At 62.8% G+C, this 26819-nt stretch carries 1 protein-coding gene; it reads left to right on the top strand.

Annotation, left to right across the window (positions count from 1 at the left end; genetic code table 11):
* Window position 1: 1 nt before the first annotated feature.
* Window positions 2-26794 (top strand): non-ribosomal peptide synthase/polyketide synthase, encoded by a 26793-nt coding sequence (locus KTR60_RS16135; protein ID WP_228401032.1) that lies wholly within the window; start codon window positions 2-4, stop codon window positions 26792-26794.
* Window positions 26795-26819: the final 25 nt, after the last annotated feature.

The following is a 26819-nucleotide window of genomic DNA, read 5'->3' as shown; positions in this document are numbered from 1 at the left end:
TGTGAAACCCTTCGAGGTAAGTCGGACCGACCCTTCTGATGAGACGCTCTTTCCGCTCTCGGCCGCCCAACGGGCAACCTGGTTCGCTCAGCAATTCGATCCCGAAGTCCCGATTCTGATAGCGCACTACGTGGAGCTGCGCGGCGAACTCGACGTCGAACTGCTGGATCGCGAAACGCGAGCGGTGGCATACGAGTTTCAATCTCCTTTGCTCAAAGTGATCGAGATCGACGGTCAACCGATGCAGTACGTGGACGAGACATCTGAGATCACCGTCCGTCTTGTCGACCTCCGTGGGTCCCCCGATCCGATCGAGGATGCCCTCGGGTGGATGCGCCGAGATTGCCGGACACAGCTCGACCTGGCAGTTGACAGAATTGTCGAGACCGCTGTGCTGCGCGTGGGCGACGCGCACTATCTGTGGTACAGCCGCATCCATCATGTTGCGCTCGACGGTTTCGGTGCCATGACCATGATGAACCGCATTGCGCATCGGTACTCGGCCTCGGCGGCGAGAAAGGACTCGCAGCCGAGTCGTGCCGCGACGCTGCGCACGCTGTACGACATCGACGAGCGGTACAGAATGTCGGATCGATTCGCCGCCGACCGGGAGTACTGGGCTGAGCGCAATACCACCATGGCCGGATCCAGCCTGGCGGAGGCTTCTGGGCCCGCGCAAACCGAGAGCCGACTCGAAAGCACACTGATGTCGGACCGAAGTTGTGCCCTTCTCTACGAATCCGAGAACCACGCTGCACCGGTCATCGCTGCGCTCGCGTTGTACCTCGCGCGGATGACGGCGAAAGAGACTGTCCAGATTCATGTTCCGATGTCCGGACGGACTACGGCGGTGCTGCGGGACTCGGGCGGCATGATGGTGAACGTCACGCCACTGCTCATCCGTGTCGCAGCGGTCGACACCGTCGGTGAACTGTTCGCCCAGGTCCAACACGAGCTCATGGGTGCATTGCGGCACCAGCGCTGCAGCCTCGACGACATCCGTCGGGACGCAGGCGTGACGAGCGGTCTGGAAGGCGAAGACTCATATGCCGGGCCCATGGTCAACGTCATGCTGTTTCGCCAGGAGGTGCAGTTGGGCGAGGTGGTTGGGGAGTATCACATCGTCACCTCCGGGCCGGTGGAAGACCTTCTGGTCAACGTGTATCCGAGCGGCGACAGGCTGCGTGTCGACTTCCGGGCAAACCCGATCCGATACGAGGAGGCGGGTTTACGCGAGCACCACCGGAACTTTGTTGGCTTGCTGGAAGAGTTGATCGCGTCTGATTCCGGTGCCGAACTCGCAGACATTCACGGCCCGACGGCCCGAGAGGGCGAGCGACGACAACGCGAAGTCCGGCACCTCGAGTATTGGAGACATGAGCTCGCCGGGGCGCCCGAACTTTTGCAACTTCCCTTCGATCGACCCAGGCCTGCAACGCAATCGCTGGACAGTGCACAGGTTGAGGTCCTGATCGCCGCCGACACCCACGCGCGGATCACGGCGATGGCGAGTGATCTCGGGACGGACACTCGTGCGGTCTTACATGCGAGCTTTGCTCTCCTGGTGAGCCGGTTGTCCGGTGCTTCGGATGTTGTGATCGGTACGCCCGCGGGATCCGACGCGAACATCGTCGCCATCCGGAGTCGCGTCGATCTGGTGACGACTTTCACGGCGCTCCTGTACAGCGTCGTCGAGGTCCACAGTAATGCGCGGGCGCACAGCGAGATACGGCTCGAGCAGTTGGTTCAGCCATTGCACGTGGAGGATGTACCCGCCTATGCGCCGGTTGTACAGGTGACATTCGAGTCCGTCGCCGGCGCTGACGAGCACCCTCGCGACATCGGCCGCTTCGATCTCGGAGTGTCTGCGGTCGAGACTTTCGACGAGGTGGGTACGCCGTCCGGAATCTCGGTGAGGCTCGCGTTTGCCACCGACCTGTTCGACGCCGAGACGGTACGCGGCCTCGGTTTGCGGTTCGCGTGCGTCCTGGAATCCGTCACAGCGGATCCGGCAATCATGGTCGGCGACATCGATATCTTGTCCGACGACGAGCGATCCGCGATACGGCCTGTCCGCGGTGACCCGCGCGCTTCGCATCGCACCCTGGCCGATTTGTTCGACGGTGCGGCGCGCACACACCCCGACGGCGTGGCCCTGTCGTATCTCGATGCCGAGTTGACGTATCGAGAACTCGACGAGCGTTCGTCGAAGTTGGCCAGAGAATTGATCGACCGCGGCATCGGTCCGGAAAACAGTGTGGCGCTGGGTTTGACGCGTTCGATCGAATCGGTTGTCGCGATGTTGGCCGTGAGCAAAGCCGGCGCGGCATTCGTGCCGGTGGATCCGACCTATCCGGATGAACGTGTTCGCTTCATGCTGACCGATTCCGGCGCCGTACTGGGACTCACGGTCGTCGCGGAACTTCATCGCTTGCCGGATTCGGTTCCCTGGTCAGCGATCGACGACGCTGAGTTCCGTGGCCGACTTGCACGGTTGTCCGTGCGTTCCATCTCCGATGTCGATCGGGTGCGCCCGATCCGGCCCGACAATCTCGCATACGTGATCTACACGTCCGGGTCCACCGGACTCCCCAAGGGGGTGACGGTCTCGCATCGTGGACTGGAAGCGCTTGCTGCCGAACAGCGTTCGCGGTTCGGTGCGACCCAGGATGCGCGAACGTTGCACTTCTCGACCCCGAGTTTCGACGCCTCGATTTTCGAGTATCTTCTGGCTTTCGGTGCCGGAGCGACCATGGTGATTGCGCCGAGCACGATCTACGGCGGTGACGAGTTGTCTCACTTCCTCGAATCCCAGCGTGTCACGCATGGTTTTGTCACTACTGCGGCGCTCGGAACAGTTTCGCCCGAGGGCCTTTCGGACTTCGGCGAAGTGGTGGTCGGTGGTGAGGCCTGTCCGCCGGATCTCGTGCAGCGGTGGGCTCCCGGCCGACGGCTGTGCAATGCGTACGGGCCGACCGAGACCACCGTCATGTCGAACATCGGCGAGCCGATGGTGTCGTCGGAGGACATCACAGTGGGCGGTCCGCTCCGCGGCTTCGAGGAGATCGTGCTCGATCAGCGATTGCACCCCGTCCCCGACGGTGTTGTGGGCGAGCTGTACATCTCGGGAGACGCGCTCGCACGTGGATATCACCGGAAGTATGCGTTGACCGCAGAACGATTCGTGGCAGACCCCTTCGGCCTCCCCGGGCAGCGGATGTATCGAACGGGGGATTTGGTGCGGTGGCGCCGTGGCCGTGGACTCGAGTACGTCGGTCGTAGTGACTTCCAGGTGAAAGTTCGCGGATTTCGTATCGAACTCGGGGAAATCGACAGCGTCGTGCGGTCGTGTCCGCAGGTCGAGAATGCAGTCACCGTGGCGCGTGCGGCTCCCTCCGGGACAGCGACGATCACCACGTACGTCGTGCCTGCCGGCGGAAGTGCGCTCTCGACGGCCGAGCTGACGCGGTACGTCGCGAGCCGTGTTCCGTCGTACATGGTTCCTGCGGCATTTGTTCTACTCGACGAGTTGCCGGTAACTCCGGCGGGAAAGGTCGATCGCGCTGCCTTACCTGCACCTCGGCTCGATGCTCGGTCGGACGACTTTCGACCGCCCGAGGGCGCTGAGGAACTAGTGCTCGCCGAGATTTTTGCCGATGTTCTAGGCTTCGAGACGGTGGGTGCGGGTGACGACTTCTTCGATCTGGGCGGGAACTCACTGATTGCCACGAAGCTGATCGCTCGCGTAAATGCCGCTGAAGAAATCGATTTCGGGGTGCGGACTTTGTTCGAAGCACCGACTATCGAATCATTGGCCCGTCACGTGCGGGATGCGAAGTCATCCCGCGTTGATCGCACGCGTTCGAAGCGTCCAATCCTGCAGGCACATTCGTACAGGGACAAGATTCCGGTGTCTGTGGCACAACGACGCCTGTGGTTCGTCAATCAGTTCGACACGTCGTCCCCGGCCTACAACATTCCGATGGTGGTCCGACTGTCAGGTGCCTTGGATGTCGCTGCGATGCAGCGCGCGGTGGGAGATGTTGTCGATCGGCATGAATCGCTCCGTACCGTCTACCCGGCGTCGGTCGACGGCCCCCATCAGGTAGTAGTGCCTTCGGAACGCGTGACGTCGAAGATCGCGTGGGAAGTATCCGTGGACGAGGAAGCCTTGGACAGGCGCATCGCCGATCTCGCTCGCGAGGGGTTCGACGTGAGCGCGAACGTGCCCCTGCGCGGCTCCCTTTTTCGGGTCACGCCGGACGATCATGTCCTTGCGCTGGTGGTTCACCATATTTCGGCGGACGGAGCATCCCTCGAGCCGCTGGCCCGCGACCTGACCCGCGCCTACGCGGCGCGGGCTGCGAAACGGGCACCGGACTGGTCGCCTTTGCCTGTGCAGTACGCCGACTACAGCCAATGGCAGATCGAACTGCTCGGCAGTGACGACGATCCGGACACGCTCGAGGCGAAGCAGTTGGACTACTGGACGTCCACCCTGGCCGGTCTACCTGACGTGATCGACCTTCCGCTGGATCGACCGAGACCGGCGGAACGATCCATGCGCGGTGAATCGGTCCGATTCTCGGTGCCCGCAGACGTGCACAGTGAACTCCTCGAACTCGCTCGGAATCACAACACGACACCGTTCATGGTGATGCACGCAGTGCTGGCGGTTCTGTTGGCACGGCTGAGCGCCTCGCCGGACATAGCGATCGGGACTCCGGTAGGAGGGCGCGCCGAGCAAGTCCTCGACGATCTGGTCGGGATGTTCGTCAACACGGTCGTCCTGCGAATCACCGTTGACACCGCCGCGACTTTCGAGGAGATCCTTTCACGAACTCGCGAAGTCGATCTGGCAGCGTTCGGACAAGCCGAGGTGCCGTTCGAGCGAGTCGTCGATGCAGTTGCGCCGGAGCGTTCGTCATCTCGCTCACCGCTCTTCCAGGTTCTGTTGGAATTCCAGAACACCGCAGATCCCCACCTCGAACTACCCGGACTGGGTGTCGATGTTGTTCCAGTCGACGTCGGTGTCGCCAAATTCGACTTGCAACTGTCGCTCTCCGAGCAGCGTGGCAAAGACGGCGTCCCCATGGGTTTCGATGCCGCCTTCACCTATGCCTCCGATATCTTCGAGCGCACCACAGTCGCCGAGTTCGGCGAGCGTTTCGTCCGCCTCCTCCGGTCGGTCGTGTCGAATCCAACAGTGCCAGTAGGGGATACGGAAATTTTGGGCGCGCCCGAGCGTGGGTTGGTGGTGGGTGGTTGGGATGGTGTGGGGGTTGTGGTGGGGGGTTTGACGTTGGTGGATGTGTTGGATGGGCGGTTTGCTGGTGTGGGTGGTGGGGGGTTGGTGTGTGGTGGGGTGGTGTTGTCGTGGGGTGAGTTCGATGTTCGGGTGAATCGTTTTGCGCGGTTGTTGATTTCGTTGGGGGTGGGTCCGGAGTCGCGGGTGTGTGTGGCGTTGTCGCGGTCGGTGGAGTTGTTGGTGGCGGTGTTTGCGGTGGTGCGGGCTGGTGGGGTGTTTGTTCCGGTGGATGTGGGTGCGCCGGTGGAGCGGGTGGGGTTTGTGGTGGGGGTGGTGGATCCGGTGGTGGTGTTGTCGCGGGTTGGTGATGGTGGGTGTTTGCCGGTGGGGGTGGGGTTTGTTGATGTGGGTTGTGTTGATGTTTCGGGGTTTTCGGGTGGTCCGGTGGGGGTGGGGGATCGGTTGGGGGTGTTGTTGCCTGAGCATGCGGTGTATGTGATGTTCACGTCGGGGTCGACGGGTCGTCCGAAGGGGGGGGTGGTGTCGCATGCGGGGGTGGTGAATCGGTTGTTGTGGATGCAGGGGGAGTTTCCGTTGGGTGTGGGGGATGTGGTGTTGCAGAAGACGCCGGTGTCGTTCGATGTGTCGGTGTGGGAGTTGTTTTGGCCGTTGATGGTGGGTGCGCGGTTGGTGGTGGCGGATCCGGGTGGGCATCGTGATCCGGTGTATTTGGTGGGTGTGATCGAGCGGTGGGGGGTGTCGGTGGTGCATTTTGTGCCGTCGATGTTGGAGGTGTTCGTGGGGGAGTTGAGCGTGGGGGAGTTGGGGGTGGGGTGTTCGGGTTTGCGTCGGGTGTTTGTGTCGGGTGAGGGGTTGTCGTCGGTGTTGGCGGGGCGGTTTGCGGGGGTGTGTGGTGCGGAGTTGGTGAATTTGTACGGGCCGACGGAGGCGTCGGTGGATGTGACGTTTCATGTGGTGGAGGGTGTTGTGGGGGTGGGTGTTCCGATTGGTCGGCCGGTGTGGAATACGCGGGTGTTGGTGTTGGATTCGCGGTTGCGGCCGGTTCCGGTGGGTGTGGTGGGGGAGTTGTATGTGGGTGGGGTGCAGGTGGCTCGGGGGTATGAGGGTCGTGTGGATTTGACGGTGGGTCGGTTTGTGGCGGATCCGGTGTCGGGGGTGGTGGGTGCTCGGGTGTATCGGACGGGTGATGTGGTGCGGTGGGGGTGTGGTGGGGTGTTGGAGTTTGTGGGGCGCACGGATTTTCAGGTGAAGGTGCGGGGGCAGCGGGTGGAGTTGGGTGAGGTGGAGGCGGTGTTGGCTGCTCAGGTGGGGGTGGCTGGTGCGGTGGTGGTGTTGCGGTCGGGTGTGGGTGGGGATTTTTTGGTGGGGTTTGTGGTGGGTGAGGTGGGGGTGGTGGTCGATGAGGTGGTGGTGTTGGAGGGGGTGCGGAGGTCTCTTCCGGGGTTCATGGTGCCGTCGGTGGTGGTGGTGTTGGGGGAGTTTCCGGTGACGGTGCATGGGAAGTTGGACCGTAAAGCCCTCCCGGACGTCAACTTCGAACCTCAAGCGCTGCAGTATGTTGCGCCACGAACGCCGGTCGAGGAGACGGTTGCCGCAATCTTCGATGATCTGCTGGGAACGTCGACGGTGGGCGTGAACGACGACTTTTTTGCCCTGGGTGGGAACTCTCTCAGTGCGGCCAGGTTGGTTGCGCGAGTGAATTCTGTTCTCGGCGAACGGATCAACATTCGTGACGTTTTCGATGCTTCTACCGTTGCAGCGCTGGCCGAATTGGCGCAGTGTCGCGGAGGAGAGGGGGCCAAGCCGGCGTTGACGCCGCGGGTTATGACGACAGATATCCCACTTTCACCGGCGCAGGAGCGAATGTGGTTTGCGAATCAGTTCGCCCCCGAGTCCGCCGCCTACAACGTCGCGTGCGCGTTGAGGCTCGAAGGTGCAGTGAACGTGAGTGCGCTTCAGGCTGCATTTGTCGACGTCGTCGAGCGGCACGAGTCCTTGCGCACCGTTTTTCCTCTCATCGATGACGGCCCGCGTCAAGTGATCATGTCCACCTCACAGGTGGTATCGGATCTTGCACCGATACTTGTGCAGGGAGAGGAAGAGCTGCGCGAGCGTAGCCGGCAGATCGCTTCGGATGGTTTCGACGTCACGCAGCAGGTCCCGATGCGCGCCACCTTGTTGCGGCGAGATGACCAGGTCCACTCGCATGTCCTGGTGATCGTGATTCACCACATCGCCGCCGACGGATTCTCGACGGTACCGCTGGCCCGAGATCTCATGAGCGCATACTCCTCCCGAGTGAACGGTGAGGCACCGCAGTGGGCGCCGCTCGGGATCCAGTATGCCGACTACGCGTTGTGGCAACGTGGTTGGTTGGGCTCGGAATCGGACTCTCGGTCTCTGATCTCGAAACAGCTCGGCTATTGGGCCGAGAATCTTGCGGGCGCACCGGAGGTTCTCGACATTCCGACCGATCGACCGCGCGGTGATGTGCGTTCGCTTCGACGCGGACGGATCAGGTTCGTGTTCGGTCCGAAGGTGCATGCCGGTGTGGTTGCCCTGTCGCGCAAACACAACGCCACGGTCTTCATGGTTGTGCACGCAGCCTTGGCAGTGCTGCTGGCGAGGCTCAGTGATGAGGACGACGTAGCCGTCGGAACTCCCATCGCCGGGCGTGGGGAGCGCGAACTCGACGACCTGGTGGGCATGTTCGTCAACACGTTGGTCTTGCGCACTGCAGTGGACCGCGGCGCGACTTTCGGAGACTTCCTCGACCAGGTCCGAAACGTAGATCTGAGCGCCTTCATTCACGCGGACGTGCCGTTCGAAAGAGTCGTCGAGATCGTGAATCCTTCACGTTCGACGGCGTACTCGCCCCTGTTTCAAGTCATGTTGGAGTTCCAAGACATCGAACGGCCTGCACTCGAACTCCCCGACCTGCAGGTGACCGACGTGGGCGTCGAGATCGACACCATCAACTTCGATCTTCAGTTGACGGTGACGCAGAACGCCGGCGCAGCCGGCGAATCGGACGGTCTTCGCGCCGAATTCGGATATGCCACAGATATTTTCGACGAGGAAACGGTAGCGGGCTTCGCCGACCGCCTGCAACGGATTCTCGAGCGCGTTATCACGGATCCGCAATCACGGATCGGAGATATCGAGATCCTCGACGCCTATGAGTCAGCCGAACTGGTACCCGTGCGAGGTGAGATTTCCGCCGCTGTTCAGACCCTTCCGGATTTGCTGACTGCAGCAACAGATATGGCGACTGCCCAGGATCCCGGCGCCGTCGCGCTGGTGTTCGAGGAACGTGAAGTGACCTATCTCGAACTCGACGCGCAGTCGAACCGATTGGCCCGCATGCTGATCGAATCCGGAGTGGGTCCCGAATCGGTGGTGGCGTTGTGTCTCCCACGCTCCATCGAGTCCGTTCTGGCGGTGTGGTCCATTGCCAAGACAGGTGCGGCATTCCTTCCCGTGGACCCGGGACATCCTGCTGCTCGTATCGAGCACATGCTGGGCGACTCCGGTGCAGGGTGGGGGATAACGTCTCGCGCTCACAACGCGGCATTGTCCGGCCTCGTGCCGTGGCTGGTCCTCGAAGATGCCGGTTTCGAGGAACGGCTGCGGGCGTACTCGCCATCGAAAGTCACCGACGCGGATCGGAAGGCACCGATTCGCATCGACAATCCGGTCTATCTGATCTACACGTCGGGGTCGACAGGAATACCCAAGGGCGTGACGGTCACACATCGCGGGTTGAGCGACTTCGCGCTCCAGGAGCGTGAGACCTTCGCCGCCACGACCCGATCCAGAACTCTGCACTTCGCTTCGCCGAGTTTCGACGCGTCGGTTCTCGAGCTCGTGATGGCCGTTGGTGCTGGAGCCACGATGGTGATCGTGCCACCGACCGTCTACGGCGGGTCGGAACTGGCGGCGTTACTGGAGCGCGAGCGCGTCACCCATTGTTTTGTGACTCCGGCGGCCTTAACGTCCGTCGACCCAGACGGTCTCACCACTGTCGGTTGTGTCGTGACAGGTGGGGAAGCGTGTCCGCCGGAATTGGTGGCCCGCTGGGCGCCGGGCAGAAAGATGTTCAACGCCTACGGTCCTACCGAGGCAACTGTCGTGTCGAGCATCAGTGCGGCACTGGCTCCGAACGACCCGGTCACTATCGGCACACCTACTCGCGGATTCAGCGAGGTAGTGCTGGACTCGCGTCTGCGAGCGGTACCGGTAGGTGTCGCGGGGGAGTTGTATCTTGCCGGGCCGGCTCTCGCTCGCGGCTATCACCGGCGATACCCGTTGACCGCCACGCAGTTTGTCGCAGATCCCTTCGGTGCGCCGGGAACGCGGATCTATCGCACGGGCGATCGCGTGCGGTGGACGCCCGACCGACGGCTGGAGTATCTCGGGCGCACCGATGCCCAAGTCAAAGTCCGTGGGTTCCGCATCGAACTCGGGGAAGTCGAGGTGGCACTGCAGACGCACCCGCGCGTGGCCCAGGCGGTGACGGCCGTCTGGAACGGCGACGGCAGGGATCGGTTGATCGGCTACGTGGTTCCCGATCGCGGAGCGAGTGTCGATCCGCGAGACGTCCTCGCCCATGCAGGCAAGCGCCTGCCGTCGTACATGGTGCCGGCGGCGGTGGTGGTGCTCGACGCACTTCCGCTGACGGTTCACGGAAAACTCGACCGCGCAGCGCTTCCCACACCCGATTTCTCGTCCGCCGCCACACCCGACCGGCCACCGCGAACGGAAACCGAGAATCTTCTTGCCGCTCTGTTCGCGCAGGTTCTCGGTCTCGACGCGGTAGGAGTGCATGATTCGTTCTTCGAGCTCGGTGGCGACAGCATCATGTCCATCCAATTGGTGGCCCGCGCTCGCGATGCGGGTGTGATCATCTCACCCCGAGATGTTTTCGACCACAAATCCGTCGCCGCGCTTGCCGAGTCGGCGCACCTTGAGCAGGACAGGCCTGATGTACTCGCGGAGCTACCGGGATCCGCTGTCGGAACTGTTCCACTGAGCCCGGTGGCGCAGTGGATGCTCGACCGCAGCAGTGGCGGGCTGCGTGGCGGCGGAGTGAAACGGTTCTCCCAGGCGCTCTTGCTGACAGCTCCCGCTGATCTCACCCAGGACCTCCTTGTCCGTGGTCTCCAGGTGTTGCTGGACCGCCACGGAATGCTTCGAGCTCGCTTGGTTGAGAGTGACCGGGTCATGGAAGTCTTACCACCCGGCTCGATCTCGGCCGAAGGACTGATCCACCGCGTAGCTGTCGATTCGGTGGACGACGAAGGTTTCAGGGCCTTGGCGTCGGGAGAACTCGAGGCCGTGGCCGACAGCTTGGATCCCGCCACGGCTGACATGGTGCGCGTGATCTGGTTCGACCTGGCCGACAAACCTGACGTGTCGACCAGGCGGGGCCGACTACTTGTGGTGATTCATCACCTGGTTGTCGACGGCGTCTCGTGGCGCATTCTGGTCACCGACCTGGCGTCGGTGACAGCACAACTCCAGGCCGGTGTCACTCCCGAACTGCCACAGATCGGGACGTCGTTCCGGCGATGGGCGCATGGGCTTGTCGAGCACGTGGGCGACCGGAGCGTCGAACTGGACATGTGGAGAACGATCCTGGACGGCGATGACCCGTTGATCGGTTCGCGCCCACTCGATCCCACGATCGACGTCGACGACACGGTCGACACCGTTACAGTGGACATCTCGCCTTCGGCGACCAGGAACCTTCTCACCACGGTTCCTGCGGCATTCCACGCCGGCGTGAACGACGGACTCCTCACCGCTGTTGCGTTGGCCTCGATCGGGTGGCGACGGCGCCGCGGTATGGATACCGCTGCCGCCCTGATCACTCTTGAAGGACACGGCCGCGAGGAAGGGGTGGTTCCTGGCGCAGACCTCGCTCGCACCGTTGGTTGGTTCACCACGCTCTACCCGGTGCGCGTGGACCTCGGCGCAATCGACGTCGACGACGCACTGGCCGGTGGCGCCGACGCCGGGCGGGCCGTCAAAGCTGTCAAAGAGTACTTGCGTGCGATCCCCGATCATGGAATCGGATTCGGGATGTTGCGGTACCTGTCTGGCGAGAGCGACCCACTCGGCCGATTCCGTTCTCCTCAGATAAGTTTCAACTATCTGGGCCGGATCAGCTCCTCTGACGGAACACAGGACTGGCTGCCGGTGGAGGGCAATCGAAGGCTCGGCGGAACCCAGAACCCGTCCATGCCTGTGGCGTCCGTGATCGACATCAACGCGGCGGTTGAGGACCATGTCGACGGGCCCTGCCTGACAGCATCTTTCACCTTTCCCCGCGGAGTACTCGACAGGTCTGACGTCGCGGAGTTCGCGGAACTGTGGCGTCGTGCGCTCGACGGACTCACCGTGCACGCGTCGCGACCTGATGCGGGCGGTCTGACGCCGTCGGACATTCCCCTGGTCTCGGTGGACCAACAACAGATCGAACGCTGGGAGAACCACTTCCCCGGATTGCACGATGTCTGGTCGGTGTCGCCCCTTCAGGCCGGGCTGATGTTCCATGCCTCACTGGCGGCCACGTCGACGGACGTCTACACAGCGCAGTTGTTCGTCGAGCTCGAAGGAGCGGTTGATTCCGAGCGTTTGCGCGGCGCTGCTGCCGGACTATTGGCAAACCACCCGAATCTGTGTGCAGCGTTCGTCTACGACGTGAACGGCCTACCGGTGCAGTTGATTGTCGACGATGCCGTGATTCCCTGGACCGAGGTCGACCTGAGTGATCGCGGATCGGCAACCGACGCAGATCTGGAGCGCCGCCTCGCCGAGGATCGCAGTGCACCCTTCGACCTCGCTTCGCCGCCACTGCTTCGGCTGACGTTGCTGCGAACCTCGCCGACGAGGTGTGTGTTGGTGGTGACGAACCATCACATCGTTCTCGACGGTTGGTCGATGCCGTTGCTGGTTCGCGAACTGTTGATGCGATACGCGGCCGACGGTCTCTCGGTCGAGGGGGCCCCGGCCGATCTTCCCGAGACTCCCTCCTACCGCACCTATCTGGAATGGTTGATGCACCGCGATATGGAGACCTCGCTCGCGGCGTGGGAGGACGCCTTGGAAGGCGTCGACGAGCCGACGTTGTTGGCGCCTTCGACGCCGATCGCGGAGCAGCTGGTGCCCGAAGAGGTTGCCGTCGATCTACCCGATTCGGTGCGCGACGGACTCGGTGCGCTGGTCCAACGGAGCGGGATCACGATGAACACGGTGATCCAGGCGGCGTGGGGTGTCCTACTGTCTCGGATGCTTTCCCGTGACGACGTAGTCTTCGGCGTCACGGTTTCGGGCCGCTCACCCGAGTTGTCTGGTGTGGAAAACATGATGGGGCTGCTGATCAACACGTTGCCTGTCCGAGTGCAACTGGATCCGGACGAGACGTGTACGCAGCTGCTCGCTCGACTGCAAAGCGAGCAGATAGCTCTGCTCGATCATCACTATGTCGGACTCGGCGCGATTCAATCTGTCGTAGGGACAGGCAATTTGTTCGACACACTGTCGGTCTTCGAGTCGTATCCGATCGATACCTCGGGGATGGGCGGGAACACCGACATTGCCGGTATGCGCGTCACCGCTGTGAATGCCCGCGACGCCACGCATTACCCGCTCACCGTGCTGTCGGTCGCGGAACCGACGCTGCAGGTCAGCCTGCGGTACCAGCCGGCGGCATTCGACCGCGCCGCGGTCGACACCATTGCACAGCGAATGTCGCGGATTCTTGCCGCCTTCGCAGCGAACGCGGATACACCGGTCGGTGAGGTCGACGTGTTTGTCGCCGGTGAGCGTGGGTTGGTGGTGGGTGGTTGGGATGGTGTGGGGGTTGTGGTGGGGGGTTTGACGTTGGTGGATGTGTTGGATGGGCGGTTTGCTGGTGTGGGTGGTGGGGGGTTGGTGTGTGGTGGGGTGGTGTTGTCGTGGGGTGAGTTCGATGTTCGGGTGAATCGTTTTGCGCGGTTGTTGATTTCGTTGGGGGTGGGTCCGGAGTCGCGGGTGTGTGTGGCGTTGTCGCGGTCGGTGGAGTTGTTGGTGGCGGTGTTTGCGGTGGTGCGGGCTGGTGGGGTGTTTGTTCCGGTGGATGTGGGTGCGCCGGTGGAGCGGGTGGGGTTTGTGGTGGGGGTGGTGGATCCGGTGGTGGTGTTGTCGCGGGTTGGTGATGGTGGGTGTTTGCCGGTGGGGGTGGGGTTTGTTGATGTGGGTTGTGTTGATGTTTCGGGGTTTTCGGGTGGTCCGGTGGGGGTGGGGGATCGGTTGGGGGTGTTGTTGCCTGAGCATGCGGTGTATGTGATGTTCACGTCGGGGTCGACGGGTCGTCCGAAGGGGGTGGTGGTGTCGCATGCGGGGGTGGTGAATCGGTTGTTGTGGATGCAGGGGGAGTTTCCGTTGGGTGTGGGGGATGTGGTGTTGCAGAAGACGCCGGTGTCGTTCGATGTGTCGGTGTGGGAGTTGTTTTGGCCGTTGATGGTGGGTGCGCGGTTGGTGGTGGCGGATCCGGGTGGGCATCGTGATCCGGTGTATTTGGTGGGTGTGATCGAGCGGTGGGGGGTGTCGGTGGTGCATTTTGTGCCGTCGATGTTGGAGGTGTTCGTGGGGGAGTTGAGCGTGGGGGAGTTGGGGGTGGGGTGTTCGGGTTTGCGTCGGGTGTTTGTGTCGGGTGAGGGGTTGTCGTCGGTGTTGGCGGGGCGGTTTGCGGGGGTGTGTGGTGCGGAGTTGGTGAATTTGTACGGGCCGACGGAGGCGTCGGTGGATGTGACGTTTCATGTGGTGGAGGGTGTTGTGGGGGTGGGTGTTCCGATTGGTCGGCCGGTGTGGAATACGCGGGTGTTGGTGTTGGATTCGCGGTTGCGGCCGGTTCCGGTGGGTGTGGTGGGGGAGTTGTATGTGGGTGGGGTGCAGGTGGCTCGGGGGTATGAGGGTCGTGTGGATTTGACGGTGGGTCGGTTTGTGGCGGATCCGGTGTCGGGGGTGGTGGGTGCTCGGGTGTATCGGACGGGTGATGTGGTGCGGTGGGGGTGTGGTGGGGTGTTGGAGTTTGTGGGGCGCACGGATTTTCAGGTGAAGGTGCGGGGGCAGCGGGTGGAGTTGGGTGAGGTGGAGGCGGTGTTGGCTGCTCAGGTGGGCGTGGCTGGTGCGGTGGTGGTGTTGCGGTCGGGTGTGGGTGGGGATTTTTTGGTGGGGTTTGTGGTGGGTGAGGTGGGGGTGGTGGTCGATGAGGTGGTGGTGTTGGAGGGGGTGCGGAGGTCTCTTCCGGGGTTCATGGTGCCGTCGGTGGTGGTGGTGTTGGGGGAGTTTCCGGTGACGGTGCATGGGAAGTTGGACCGTAAAGCCCTCCCGGACACCGATTTTGCGAGCGCTGCATATCGGATTCCTGCCACTCCTGCCGAAATCGGAATCGCCCGTGCTGTTGCCGACGTTCTCGGTCTCGACCAGGTGGGTGCCGACGACAGTTTCTTCGAACTCGGCGGGGATTCCCTCAGCGCCACTCGAGTCATCGCCCGCATCAACGCCGCATTGCACACCAATATGGGGGTCAATGCACTGTTCGACGCCCCCGTGGTCGCGGACCTGGCGGCCTCGATAGATCCAATCGACTCCGCGCCGGGCGAGCCTGGACTCGAGGAAGCTACTCGTGTGCCCCTCACGAGTAGGGCACGGCCAGAACGTATTCCGCTGTCATTCGCGCAATCTCGGATGTGGTTCGTCAACCAGTTCGACACGTCGTCTCCGCTCTACAACATCCCCGTCGCACTACAACTGGACGGGTTCCTGGATTCGGATGCGCTCCAAGCCGCGCTGGGTGATGTGGTGGAACGGCACGAATCCCTTCGAACGATCTTTCCTGCGTCCGCAGACGGGCCCTACCAGGTGATCGCCGAACCCGCGGTCGCTGCTCCTCGAATCCACCCCGTGCCGATTCCCGGCGAGGGGCTTTTCGCGGATTTGCACGCGTTCTTCGACATCGGATTCGATGTGTCCGAGGAGTTCCCGCTGCACGTGAGGTTACTCCGAACCGGACCGGAGCAGCATGTACTCGCGATCGTTGTTCACCACATCGCCGCAGACGGTTTCTCGATGGCACCACTGGCACGCGACCTGATGAGTGCATATACCGCGCGCACGCAAGGTCGGAGCCCGGACTGGGTGCCGCTGCCGATTCAGTACGCCGACTACACCCTCTGGCAGCGTGAGATCGTCGACGCAGACGTTGGTCCGGAAACTTCGCCCTCGGCCGAATTCGATTATTGGACAGCGAAGCTGTCGGGTATTCCGGACGTCTTGCCGCTCCCTCTCGATAGACCACGAACCTCGAAACGGTCTGCCGAGGGCGGGGTGGTTTCGATGGACTTCTCGCCCGAGATCCATCGAGCTTTGAACGAACTCGCACACCAGAACGGTTCGTCTCTGTTCATGGTGATGCATGCGGCTCTGGCGGTATTGCTGGCACGGCTCACTACAGCGGACGACGTAGTGATCGGGACTCCGGTCGCAGGTCGCGGTGCATCGGTGTTCGACGATGTGGTCGGGATGTTCGTCAACACGCTCGTCCTTCGCACACCTGTCTCATCCGGAGCAACCTTTGCCGAGGTGTTGGCCGCGGTGCGGTCAACGGATCTCGGTGCTCTGGACCATGCAGACATCCCCTTCGAGAGGTTGGTGGATTACCTCTCGCCCGACCGTTCCACCGAGCATTCACCTCTGTTTCAGGTACTCCTCGAATTCCAGACCGATACGGGACTGCGCTTCGACTTGCCGGAACTGACGGTTCGCTCGCTCGACATCGATCTCGCGGTTGCGAAATTCGATCTGCAACTGAGTGTGATGGAGCACGTCGACGAGCACGGTGAGCCCGCTGGTATCAGCGCCGGTTTCCGTTATGCAACAGATATTTTCGATCGAATGTCGGTGGCGCGCATCGCGGCGCGCTTCGAAAGAGTGATCGGCGCCGTGACCGAGAACCAGTCGGTGGTCGTCGGTGATATCGACATGATTCTGGCCGGCGAACTCAGCGGGTTGCTGGTTGCGCCCACGCCCTCCGGCGCCGGAACAGACGAGGATTCGTTGTCGGATCTCTTCGATCGCACGGCGCGGACGTCCGGTGCTGCCGTGGCGGTGCGCTGCGGCGGATTGTCGGTTACGTACCGCGAACTCGACGAGCGAGCAAACCGCCTTGCTCGACTGTTGGTGGCGCAGGGGGTGGGGCCGGAAACCTTGGTGGCAGTCGCGATGGCCCGCTCGATCGACCTGATGGTGGCATTGCTGGCGGTGGTGAAGGCGGGTTGCGGATACGTACCGGTGGACTCGACTTCTCCGGTAAACCGGGTGGACTTCGTGCTGCGTGACGCCCGGCCGAAGTGTGTGTTGACCACTCGGGCCGACGGCGCCTACATACGAGACAGTGACGCAATTGCAGACAGCGAGATTCCAGTGATTGCGGTAGACGACCCGGTGATTCTCGATGCGCTGCACAGGTTTTCTCCGCTTGCGGTGACCGACCGAGATCGGCTGCTACCGCTCCGGCCCGAGTCGGTGGCGTACGTGATCTACACCTCGGGGTCCACCGGGCGCCCGAAGGGGGTGCAGGTTTCTCACCGCAGCGTAGTGACGTTGCTGGCAAACACCAGAGCGCTCTTCGGCTTCGGCAGCGGCGATGTGTGGACGATGTTCCATTCGGAGGCATTCGACTTCTCGGTCTGGGAAATGTGGGGCGCACTCGCACACGGTGGCCGACTGGTACTGGTCGACTACTTCACGGCCCGTTCACCAGAGGCATTCCTCGAATTGCTACGGCACGAACGTGTCACGGTGCTCAATCAAACTCCCACTGCCTTCTATCAATTGGCGGAAGCCGACCGGCTTACCGGGGGTGCGGCCCTGTCATTGCGCTACGTGATCTTCGGCGGAGAAGCGCTCGACTTCGGACAGTTGACGCGCTGGTACGCCCGTCGCGGGACTTCGTCACCAGATCTGGTCAACATGTACGGCATCACGGAGACCACTGTGCACGTCAGCCATTTACCGCTCGATCGTGTGCTGGTGCGTCAACGATCGGCCTCGGTGATTGGTCGGGCGTTACCCGGATTGCGTGTGTATGTGTTGGATCAGCGGTTGCACCCGGTGCCGCCCGGTGTGGTGGGTGAACTGTATGTCTCCGGTGATCAGGTTTCACGCGGATACCTCGGCCGGTTCGGTCTGACGTCCGCGCGGTTCATTCCCGACCTCGCGGTCAGTGGTGCGCGTATGTATCGATCCGGTGACCTGGGGCGCTGGAACGACAGCGGGCAGCTGGAGTACCTCGGACGAAACGATCTGCAGGTGCAGGTGAAGGGGTACCGAATCGAACTCGGCGAGGTGGAGGCTGCACTGCTCTCCGGAGTGGGCGTGTCTCAGTCGGCGGTGGTAGCCCGCAGAGACCGGTTGGTGGGCTACGTGGTGCCGGAGTCCGGTGCCACTATCTCTCCGGCGGCGTTGCTCGAGTATGTCTCACAGAGGTTGGCGCCCCACATGGTCCCCGCTGTCGTGACGGTTCTCGAGGGTTTGCCGCTGACGGTGAACGGAAAGCTCGACCGGAATGCATTGCCTGAACCTGACTTCGGGCGACAGGCAACCGTAAGTCGTGGCCCCGCGTCCGCGACGGAAAACATCCTTGCGAGTCTGTTCGCCGAAGTTCTGGGACTCGAGGAGGTGGGGGTCGACGATTCGTTCTTCACTCTAGGCGGTGACTCGATCATGTCCATCCAGTTGGTGACGCGCGCCAGGTCTGCCGGAGTTCTGATCACACCGCGCGAGGTGTTCGAACGCAAAACTGTTGCGGCGCTGTCCGAGACGGCCGGAACGGCTGGCAACCGTGTCGTCGTCGACGAATTGCCTGGCGGCGGCGTCGGTGAGATCGAATTGACGCCGATCGTCGAATGGATGCTTGACCGTGGTGGAGATTTTCGCCGGTACTCCCAATCTGTTCTGCTCTCGGTTCCTGCCACGCTCGACGAGGTCACGCTGACACTGGCCATGCAGGCTGTGCTGGACCACCACGACATCCTCCGCGCAGGCATCCGGGCGACGCATCATCCTGAATCCGCTCGGCGGATGGACGTTGCGCCTGTAGGTACGGTGCGGGCGGAGACCGTCGTACGCCACGGGAGCCTCGGGGGTTCTGCCGCGGGGACGGTCTCGACAGAACTCGACGCAGCTCTGGGGCGGCTCGACCCGGAGGCAGGTGTGATGGTGCAGGCAGTCCTGCTCGACACCGACGGACAGATTCAAAAGGACCGGCAGAGCCGGAAACAGTTGCTAATCGTGGCGCACCACCTCGTGACGGACGGCGTTTCCTGGCGAATCCTGATCCCCGATCTTGCACTTGCCTGTGCGCAGGTGCAGTCAGGCGTCGACCCGTCACTTGCTCCGGTCGGAACCTCGATGCGTCGATGGGCACATGGCCTCGTCGACGCCGCGCGCGAGCCGGATCGGGTCGCTGAAATCGACTATTGGCGAGAGGTGCTCGAGGGCCCGGATCCGACTCTGGGTGTGCGCGCCCTGACGAAGAGGGACACCGCCTCGGCCACCATTGACATCGAAGTACGAGTTCCCACGGGATTGACCGAGGCCGTGTCGACGACAGTTCCGCAGGCGATTCACGGGAGCGTCGAGGACGGATTGTTGACGGCTTTGGCACTTGCGATGGTCCGCTGGCGCATGGACCGCGGCATCGACAATCCGGAGACATTGATCAGTCTCGAGGGGCACGGACGCGAGGAACAGGTGGTTCCCGGGGCAGATCTCGCTCGCACGGTGGGATGGTTCACGTCGATCTTCCCGGTGCGGATCGATCTGAGCAGAGTGGATCCGAGCGACGCCTTCGCCGGCGGCCCGGCTGCGGGCGTCGCTGCCAAGGCCGTCAAGGAACAACTCCGGGCGGTGCCGGACCGCGGCATCGGCTTCGGGTTGCTGCGCTATCTGAACCGCGAAACGGCACCAACACTTTCGCAACTTCCGGAGCCCCAGATCAGTTTCAACTACCTCGGACGCGTCGGTGGATCCGAGGCCGACGCTACAGCGGGATGGGTACCGATCCGTGACGAGGACCTGCGGACGGTTGCGGCCGTCGATCTTCCACTCGCCAGCGTCCTCGAGGTCAACGTGATGACGGTCGACAGCGATACCGAGGACGGTCCGCAGCTCGTTGCCGGCTGGACGTTCCCACCGGACATTCTGGGTGCGGACGACGTTCGGCAACTGGGGCAGTGGTGGCTCGACGCACTGGCCGGGCTCGCAGAGTTCGCGGCGGGCGGCGGCGGATTCACACCCTCGGACTTCGATCTGGTCGATCTTAGACAGGAGGCGATCGACGACCTCGAAAGTCGGTGTCCCGACCTGAGCGATGTCTGGCCACTCTCTCCACTGCAAGCGGGGTTGTTGTTCCACGCCGAATTGGCCGAACGATCTGTCGACGCATACCTCGTACAAGTGGCTCTCGATCTAGCCGGCGCAGTCGATTCGGAGCGCCTGCGCCGCGCCGCCGACGCGCTGCTCGGCCGGCATGAGAACCTGCGTACCGCCTTCCTTCACAGCGCCGACGGCCGTGCCGTCCAGGTGGTCCGAAGCAACGTGGCAGCGCCGTGGCAGGAAATCGACCTCACTGGTGCACCAGATCAGGAAATTGATCGAGCGCTGGCCGAGGACCGAGCGCGCCCGTTCGACATGGCACGGGCGCCGTTGATCCGATTCACCCTGATCGCTCTCGCCCCCGAAAAGTTCACGCTCGTGCTCACCAATCATCACATCCTTCTGGACGGCTGGTCCATGCCCCTGCTGATCCGGGAATTGGCGACGCTCTATGCCGCCGACGGTCAAGTGGCGGCCTTGCCTCACGCGCGCGCGTATCGCGACTATCTGACCTGGATGAGCCGCCGCGATCAGCAAGCTTCCCGAGCAGTGTGGGCGAGGACGCTGAGCGGAGTCGAAGGACCGACGCTGTTGGCTCCAGCGGTTCGATCGCGTCGACTCTCGACCATGGCGGCCGAGTGGGTGTTCGATCTGGACGAGGAATTCACAACCTCCCTTCGCGGAATGGCGCGTGAACTCGGGCTGACGATCAACACGATTGTTCAGGCATCGTGGGGGATCGTCCTTGCTGCACTGACCGGGAGAGACGATGTGGTGTTCGGAGCGACGGTGTCGGGTCGACCTCCCGAGCTGACCGGGATCGAAACCATGGTCGGGCTGTTCATCAACACAATTCCGGTCCGAATCACGCTGCGCCCGAGTGAAGGTATCGGCACACTCCTCGCGCGGATCCAGGCCGAGCAAGCAGAGCTGTCGGATCACCACTGTCTCGGGCTTTCCGAGATCCACGTAGGCGCGGGGCCGGAGATCGGATTCGACACGTTGACTGTCTTCGAATCGTATCCCGTTGACCGTCAAGGGCTTTCGTCCGATACCGATATTGCGGGGGTCCGGATCACCGATGTCGAAGCCAAGGACGCTGCCCACTACCCGCTTAGCCTCGTAGCATCGGTCGACACCAGGCTCCGCCTGAAATTCGAGTACATACCCGAGGTTTTCGGTGCCGCCGACATCGAAGAGATCGCCGGACGACTGCGGCGCGTACTCGAAGCGTGTACCCAGCCGGATCGTCCCTTGGCTGTGGTGTCGGTGCTCGCAGCCTCCGAACATGCTGAATTGGTGCCAGTCCGTGGCACGGCCGGCGGGTCGTCGCGCGTCTTCCCGGACATCTTCGACGAGGCAGCCCAGCGTGATCCGAACGCACCGGCCGTGGAATCGGCGGACGGCAGCATGACCTACGGCGAGCTGGACATCCTTTCCAATCGCATTGCTCGCATGCTCGTCTCGCACGGCCTGGGAATCGAGGACTATGTAGCGGTCGGTGTCCCACGTTCTCTCGCGTCCGTGGTGTCGATACTTGCCGTCGCCAAGACAGGCGCTGCGTTCGTGCCGATCGATCCCGACTATCCGGACGAGCGGATCAATCACATGCTGATCGATTCGAAGGTCGGCTTCGGATTGACCACCACCGCGGGCCGAGATCGATTGCCCGATATCGCGGAGTGGCTGATTATCGACGATCCGCATTTCACGAAGAAGTGCGAGGGATTCTCGGGGAGCCCGTTGACCGACAACGACCGACTCCGTCCGATCGGGTTGGATTCAGCTGCCTACGTGGTCTACACCTCGGGGTCGACCGGCGTGCCCAAGGGCGTCGTGGTCACGCAGCGAGGGCTCGACAACTTCGCCCGAGACCAGCTCGAACGCTACGGCGCAACTCCACAATCACGCACGCTGCACTTCTCCACTCCGAGTTTCGACGGGTCGCTCTTCGAATATCTGCAGGCTTTCGGAGCCGGGGCGACGATGGTTATCGCTCCACCCGGGATCTACGGGGGCGAGGACCTGGCGCAACTTCTGGCAGAGCACGCCGTCACGCACGCGTTCGTCACCACGGCGGCATTGGCATCGGTGGACCCGGCTGGGCTGGAACAACTTTCGGAAGTCGTATTCGGGGGCGAGGCGTGCCCGCCCGACCTCGTCGCTCGCTGGGCACCTGGCCGCCGCCTGTACAACGCGTACGGACCGACCGAAGCAACGATCATGTCCAACGTCAGCCCGCCGATGACCGCCGGAGAACCAATCACCATCGGTGGACCCGTCAGGGGCGTCAGCGAACTGGTGCTCGACACTCGACTTCAAGCGGTTCCCGTCGGGGTCCCCGGCGAGCTGTACCTGGCCGGACCAGGCGTGGCACGGGGATATCACCGAAGGGCGGGGTTGACGGCAGAACGCTTTGTTGCCAACCCGGCTGACCCAGGAACGCGGATGTACCGCACCGGCGACATCGTGCGATGGACGGCGGACATGTGTGTCGAGTACGTCGGGCGAAGCGACTTCCAGGTCAAGGTTCGAGGCTTCCGTGTCGAACTCGGTGAGATCGACAGTGTGCTCATGTCGGAGCCCAACGTCGGTTTTGCCGTTACGGTTGCCGATTCCGCCCCCACCGGAGACACCCGACTCGTGTCGTACGTCGTGCCCACGGCGGGTCGACTGGACACCAGGATCCTGAGTCGCGCCGTGGCCCGGCGCTTGCCTTCGCACATGGTGCCTGCCGTTCTCACGGTGCTGGAGAACATTCCGTTGACCGCTGTCGGAAAAGTCGACCGTTCGGCGTTGCCAAGACCCGAAATCGAGACGACCACAGGGGATTTCCGTCCCCCGATCGGCCCGGTCGAACAGGCAGTGTCGGACGTGTTCGGCGAGGTGCTCGGCCTCGAACGAGTCGGTACCGACATCAGTTTCTTCGAGCTCGGTGGAAATTCTCTGAGCGCCACTTCGGTCGCGGCGAGGCTACGGTCGGTGCTCGGAGCTACCGTAGGCGTGCGGGATCTGTTCGAGACGCCGACGGTGGCCGAGTTGGCTACGGTGATCGGCCAGTCGGTTGCCGAAGGGTCGGAGCGACTGGGACCGCGCCCCCGACCCGACAACATCCCCTTGTCGTTTGCTCAGCAGCGGATGTGGTTCGTCAATCAACTCGACACCAGTTCTCCTGCATACAACATTCCGCTCGTGGTGCGGTTGAGCGGTGAACTCGACAAACCGGCCTTGAGATCAGCGATGTCCGATGTCATCGCCCGCCACGAATCGCTGCGAACGATGTTCCCGGTCCACGGTGACGGACCGGTCCAGCACATCCTGCCCACCGAGAGCGCCGAGCTGCCGCAACTGACCGAGACATCGGTGACCGACGAACATCATCTCCGTGACGAGCTTGCCCGGATGGTCTCGGCCGGTTTCGACGTCGCCGCACGAATTCCCCTGCGGGCAGCGTTGTTCACCATCGATGAGCGCGAACACGTGCTTGCCGTAGTGGTGCACCACATCTCGGCTGACGGCTTCTCGATGTCTCCGTTGACCCGAGACGTGATGATTGCATACGAGGCCCACGCGTACGGCGGGGATCCCCAGTGGACGCCGCTTCCAGTCCAGTACGCCGACTTCGCGCTCTGGCAACGGGAGATTCTGGGCTCAGTCGACGACCCCGGGTCGGTGATCAGTGAGCAGTTGGCTTACTGGCGACGTGCACTGTCAGGTGCTCCCGACCTCTTGGAACTTCCGCTCGATCGAGACCGGCCGACGCAACAGAGTTTTCACGGCTCGCGGATTCACTTCTCGATCAGCAGTGATCTTCACCGCCGTATTCTGAACGTGTCGCGGCAGCACGAGTCCACTGCATTCATGACTGTGCATGCAGCGCTCGCGCTCTTGCTGGCACGTTTGGGCAGCACCGACGACATCGTGATCGGCACGCCGATCGCCGGCCGGGGAGATCGTGCCCTCGATGATCTGGTCGGCATGTTCGTCGGCACGCTCGCACTGCGCACACAGGTGGATCCGGCTCGATCGTTCCGCGAGTTGGTTGAGCATTGCCGCGAAGTCGACCTCGCCGCGTTCGCTCATTCCGACGTGCCCTTCGAGCGGGTAGTGGACGCGGTCGGGCCGAAACGGTCGAGCGCTTATGCACCGATTTCCTCGGTGTCGCTGGAATTCCAGAACAACAAACGACCGATTCTGAAGCTACCGGGACTGGAAGTCCGCGGGATCGACCCTGAACTCGAGGTAGTGAAGGTAGACCTGGAATTCCTTCTGGCCGAGGAGTACGACGATCGCGGTGAACCGGGAGGGATGAGCGGAGCCGTCGACTTTGCCACTGATCTCTTCGACCCCGGTACGGTCGGCGGTTTTGCCGACATGTTCGTTCGTGTGCTCGAGGCCGTGACCCGGAATCCGCAGGTACCGATCGGTGACATCGACCTACTCGGCGATCCCGAACGTCGCGAGTTGACGCCGGCGCATGGGCTCCCCGAAGTACCTCCGAAATTGTGGCCTGAGTTGTTGGCGGACGCCGTGGCGATCGATCCTGACTCGGTGGCCCTGTCGCTCGAGAACCGGCAGCTCAGTTATCGCGACCTGGACGAGTGGTCGAATCGTGTTGCCCGGGAGTTGTGCGGTCGCGGTGTGGGCCCGGAGACCTTCGTGGCACTGGGAATGCCTCGCTCGATCGAATCGGTGGTGGCGATCTGGTCGGTGACCAAAGCCGGAGCGGCTTTTGTGCCTGTCGATCCGGCCTATCCGCGCGAGCGCGTCGAATACATGCTCGCCGATTGCCGAGCCTCGCTCGGTTTGACTGTTCAGACCAGCCGAACTCACCTACCCGACGTTGTTCCCTGGCTGGAACTCGACGACCCACACTTCGCCCGGCGGGTAGCCGCGCTGTCGCCGGAACCGATCACCGATGACGATCGAACCGGTGAACTGAACCTCGATCATCCGGCCTACCTGATCTACACCTCGGGATCTACCGGGAAACCCAAGGGAGTGAACATTACTCATCGAGGTTTGGCGAGCTTCACGGCCGAAACTCGTGAGAGGTTCGAGGTCACTCACGACTCTCATGTCTCTCAGTTGGCATCGCCGAGTTTCGACGCTTCCATCTTCGAGTTGACGATGGCATTCAGCGCCTCGGCGCAAGTCGTGATCGTTCCGCCTGCTGTGTACGGTGGCGCCGAATTGGCCGATGTTTTCCGGCGCGAGCAGGTCACTCATGCCACCATTACACCGACCGCGCTGGCGGCGTTGGGTGACAACGGTTTCGAGGCGCTCCGTGTTCTCGATCTGGTGGGCGAGGCCTGCCCGCCGGAGGTCGTCGCGCAATGGGCGCCGGGTCGGAGGCTGCACAACGGCTACGGCCCGACTGAAACCACCGTGCAGGCGAGTGTCAGCGATTCGATGAAACCCGGTGCGGGAGTGAACATCGGCTCGCCGGCAGTGGGTTTCGGCTTCCTGGTGCTGGACGAGCGTTTGCAGCCCGTCCCGGTGGGCGTGCCGGGGGAGTTGTACATCATCGGCCCAGGTATGGCACGTGGGTACCATAATCGGGCGTCGCTCACGTCGGAACGATTTGTCGCTTGCTTGTACGGATCGCCGGGGCGCCGGATGTACCGCACCGGAGATGTCGTGCGTTGGCGTGAATCCGGCGGTGACAGTGCCAAAATCGTTGGCTCCGGCGATGGAGTGCATCACACGCTCGAATACATCGGGCGCAGCGACTTCCAGGTCAAGGTCCGTGGTTTTCGGATCGAACTCGGGGAGATCGATGCAGTTCTCTCACGCCATCCGTCGGTGGACTTCGCCGCGACTGTCGGCCACACGGGACCGTCGGGTGAAACGGTCCTGGTGTCGTACGTGCGTGCGTCAGCTGCCGACGCCACCGGCACCGACGAGATACGGGCGTACGCAGCCGACCGACTACCCTCGCACATGGTTCCGTCGGCAGTGGTGCTTCTCGAGCGGATTCCGATGACACCGGTGGGCAAGCTCGACCGAAAGGCCTTACCGGAACCCGAATTCGGTTCGGCTGCAGCCGAGTTCCGCGAGCCGGTCACCGACACCGAGCGCGCCGTGGTCGACTCGTTCGTCGAGGTTCTGGGTGTCGACCGGGTGAGCACTACCGACAGCTTCTTCGACCTGGGCGGGTCCTCCCTGGTGGCCACCCGAATCGTCAGCGCACTGCACTCTCGTTTCCGACGGAGAATCCCGCTTCAGTGGATGTTCCTCGACCCGACACCCGCTGGAATCGCTCGACGCCTCGACATGCCGACTGCCGACGCCGGTATGGAAGAGCTTCTCGCCGTGGTTGTTCCACTGCGGACGAAAGGGACTGGGCGACCGCTGTTCTGTGTGCACCCCGGAATCGGCCTGTCCTGGGGGTATGCCGGCTTGGTGCGGTATCTGCCCGAGGACAGACCCGTGTACGGACTTCAGCTCCCCGCTCTCAGCGACGACGGTGACTATCAGTCGATCGAACAGTTAGCCCATCGCTACGTCGAAGAGGTGGAGGCCGTTTCGCCGGACGGGCCGTACGACTTACTCGGGTGGTCCCTTGGCGGAGTCATCGCGCACGCCATGGCCGTCGAACTGCAATCGTCAGGCCGCGACGTCGCCACACTGGCGATGATGGACAGCTACCCCGACAACGGCGATGCCCCTGCGTCAGCCGAACTCGACGTCCGAGACATACTGCGAGGACTCGGCCTCGAGATCGAGACCGACCGAGATCTGACCTTCGACGAGGCGGCGGCCGTGTTGGCCCGGAGGCTCGGGCCCGAGACGGGAGTCGACGGTCGGGACCTCGAACGGATTGCCCGAGGGTACGAGACTTCGCAGAGAATCACGCACCAGTTCGTTCCCCAGGTCTACGAAGGAGATCTGCTGATCTTCCTGGCATCCGGAGACGACGACACGATTCCGCGCGACAGGTCGCCGCAGGAATGGAGCCCACTCGTGACGGGCCGGATCGTGGAGGTGCCCGTGCGCTGCGAACACAACGAGATGATCGAACCTCCGGCCATGGCGGTCATCGGACCGGTGCTCGCCCGGGTGCTCTCGATGTTTTCCGGATACTCCGAACGGGCATGACAACTTCAAGCCACCAAGCCGCACG

Origin of the sequence: Rhodococcus sp. C1 (assembly GCF_020809065.1) — a bacterium.
Classification (GTDB): Bacteria; Actinomycetota; Actinomycetes; order Mycobacteriales; family Mycobacteriaceae; genus Rhodococcus_F; species Rhodococcus_F qingshengii.
The sequence above is the reverse complement of the archived record's forward strand: the minus strand, read 5'-3'. Positions and strand labels throughout refer to the sequence as shown.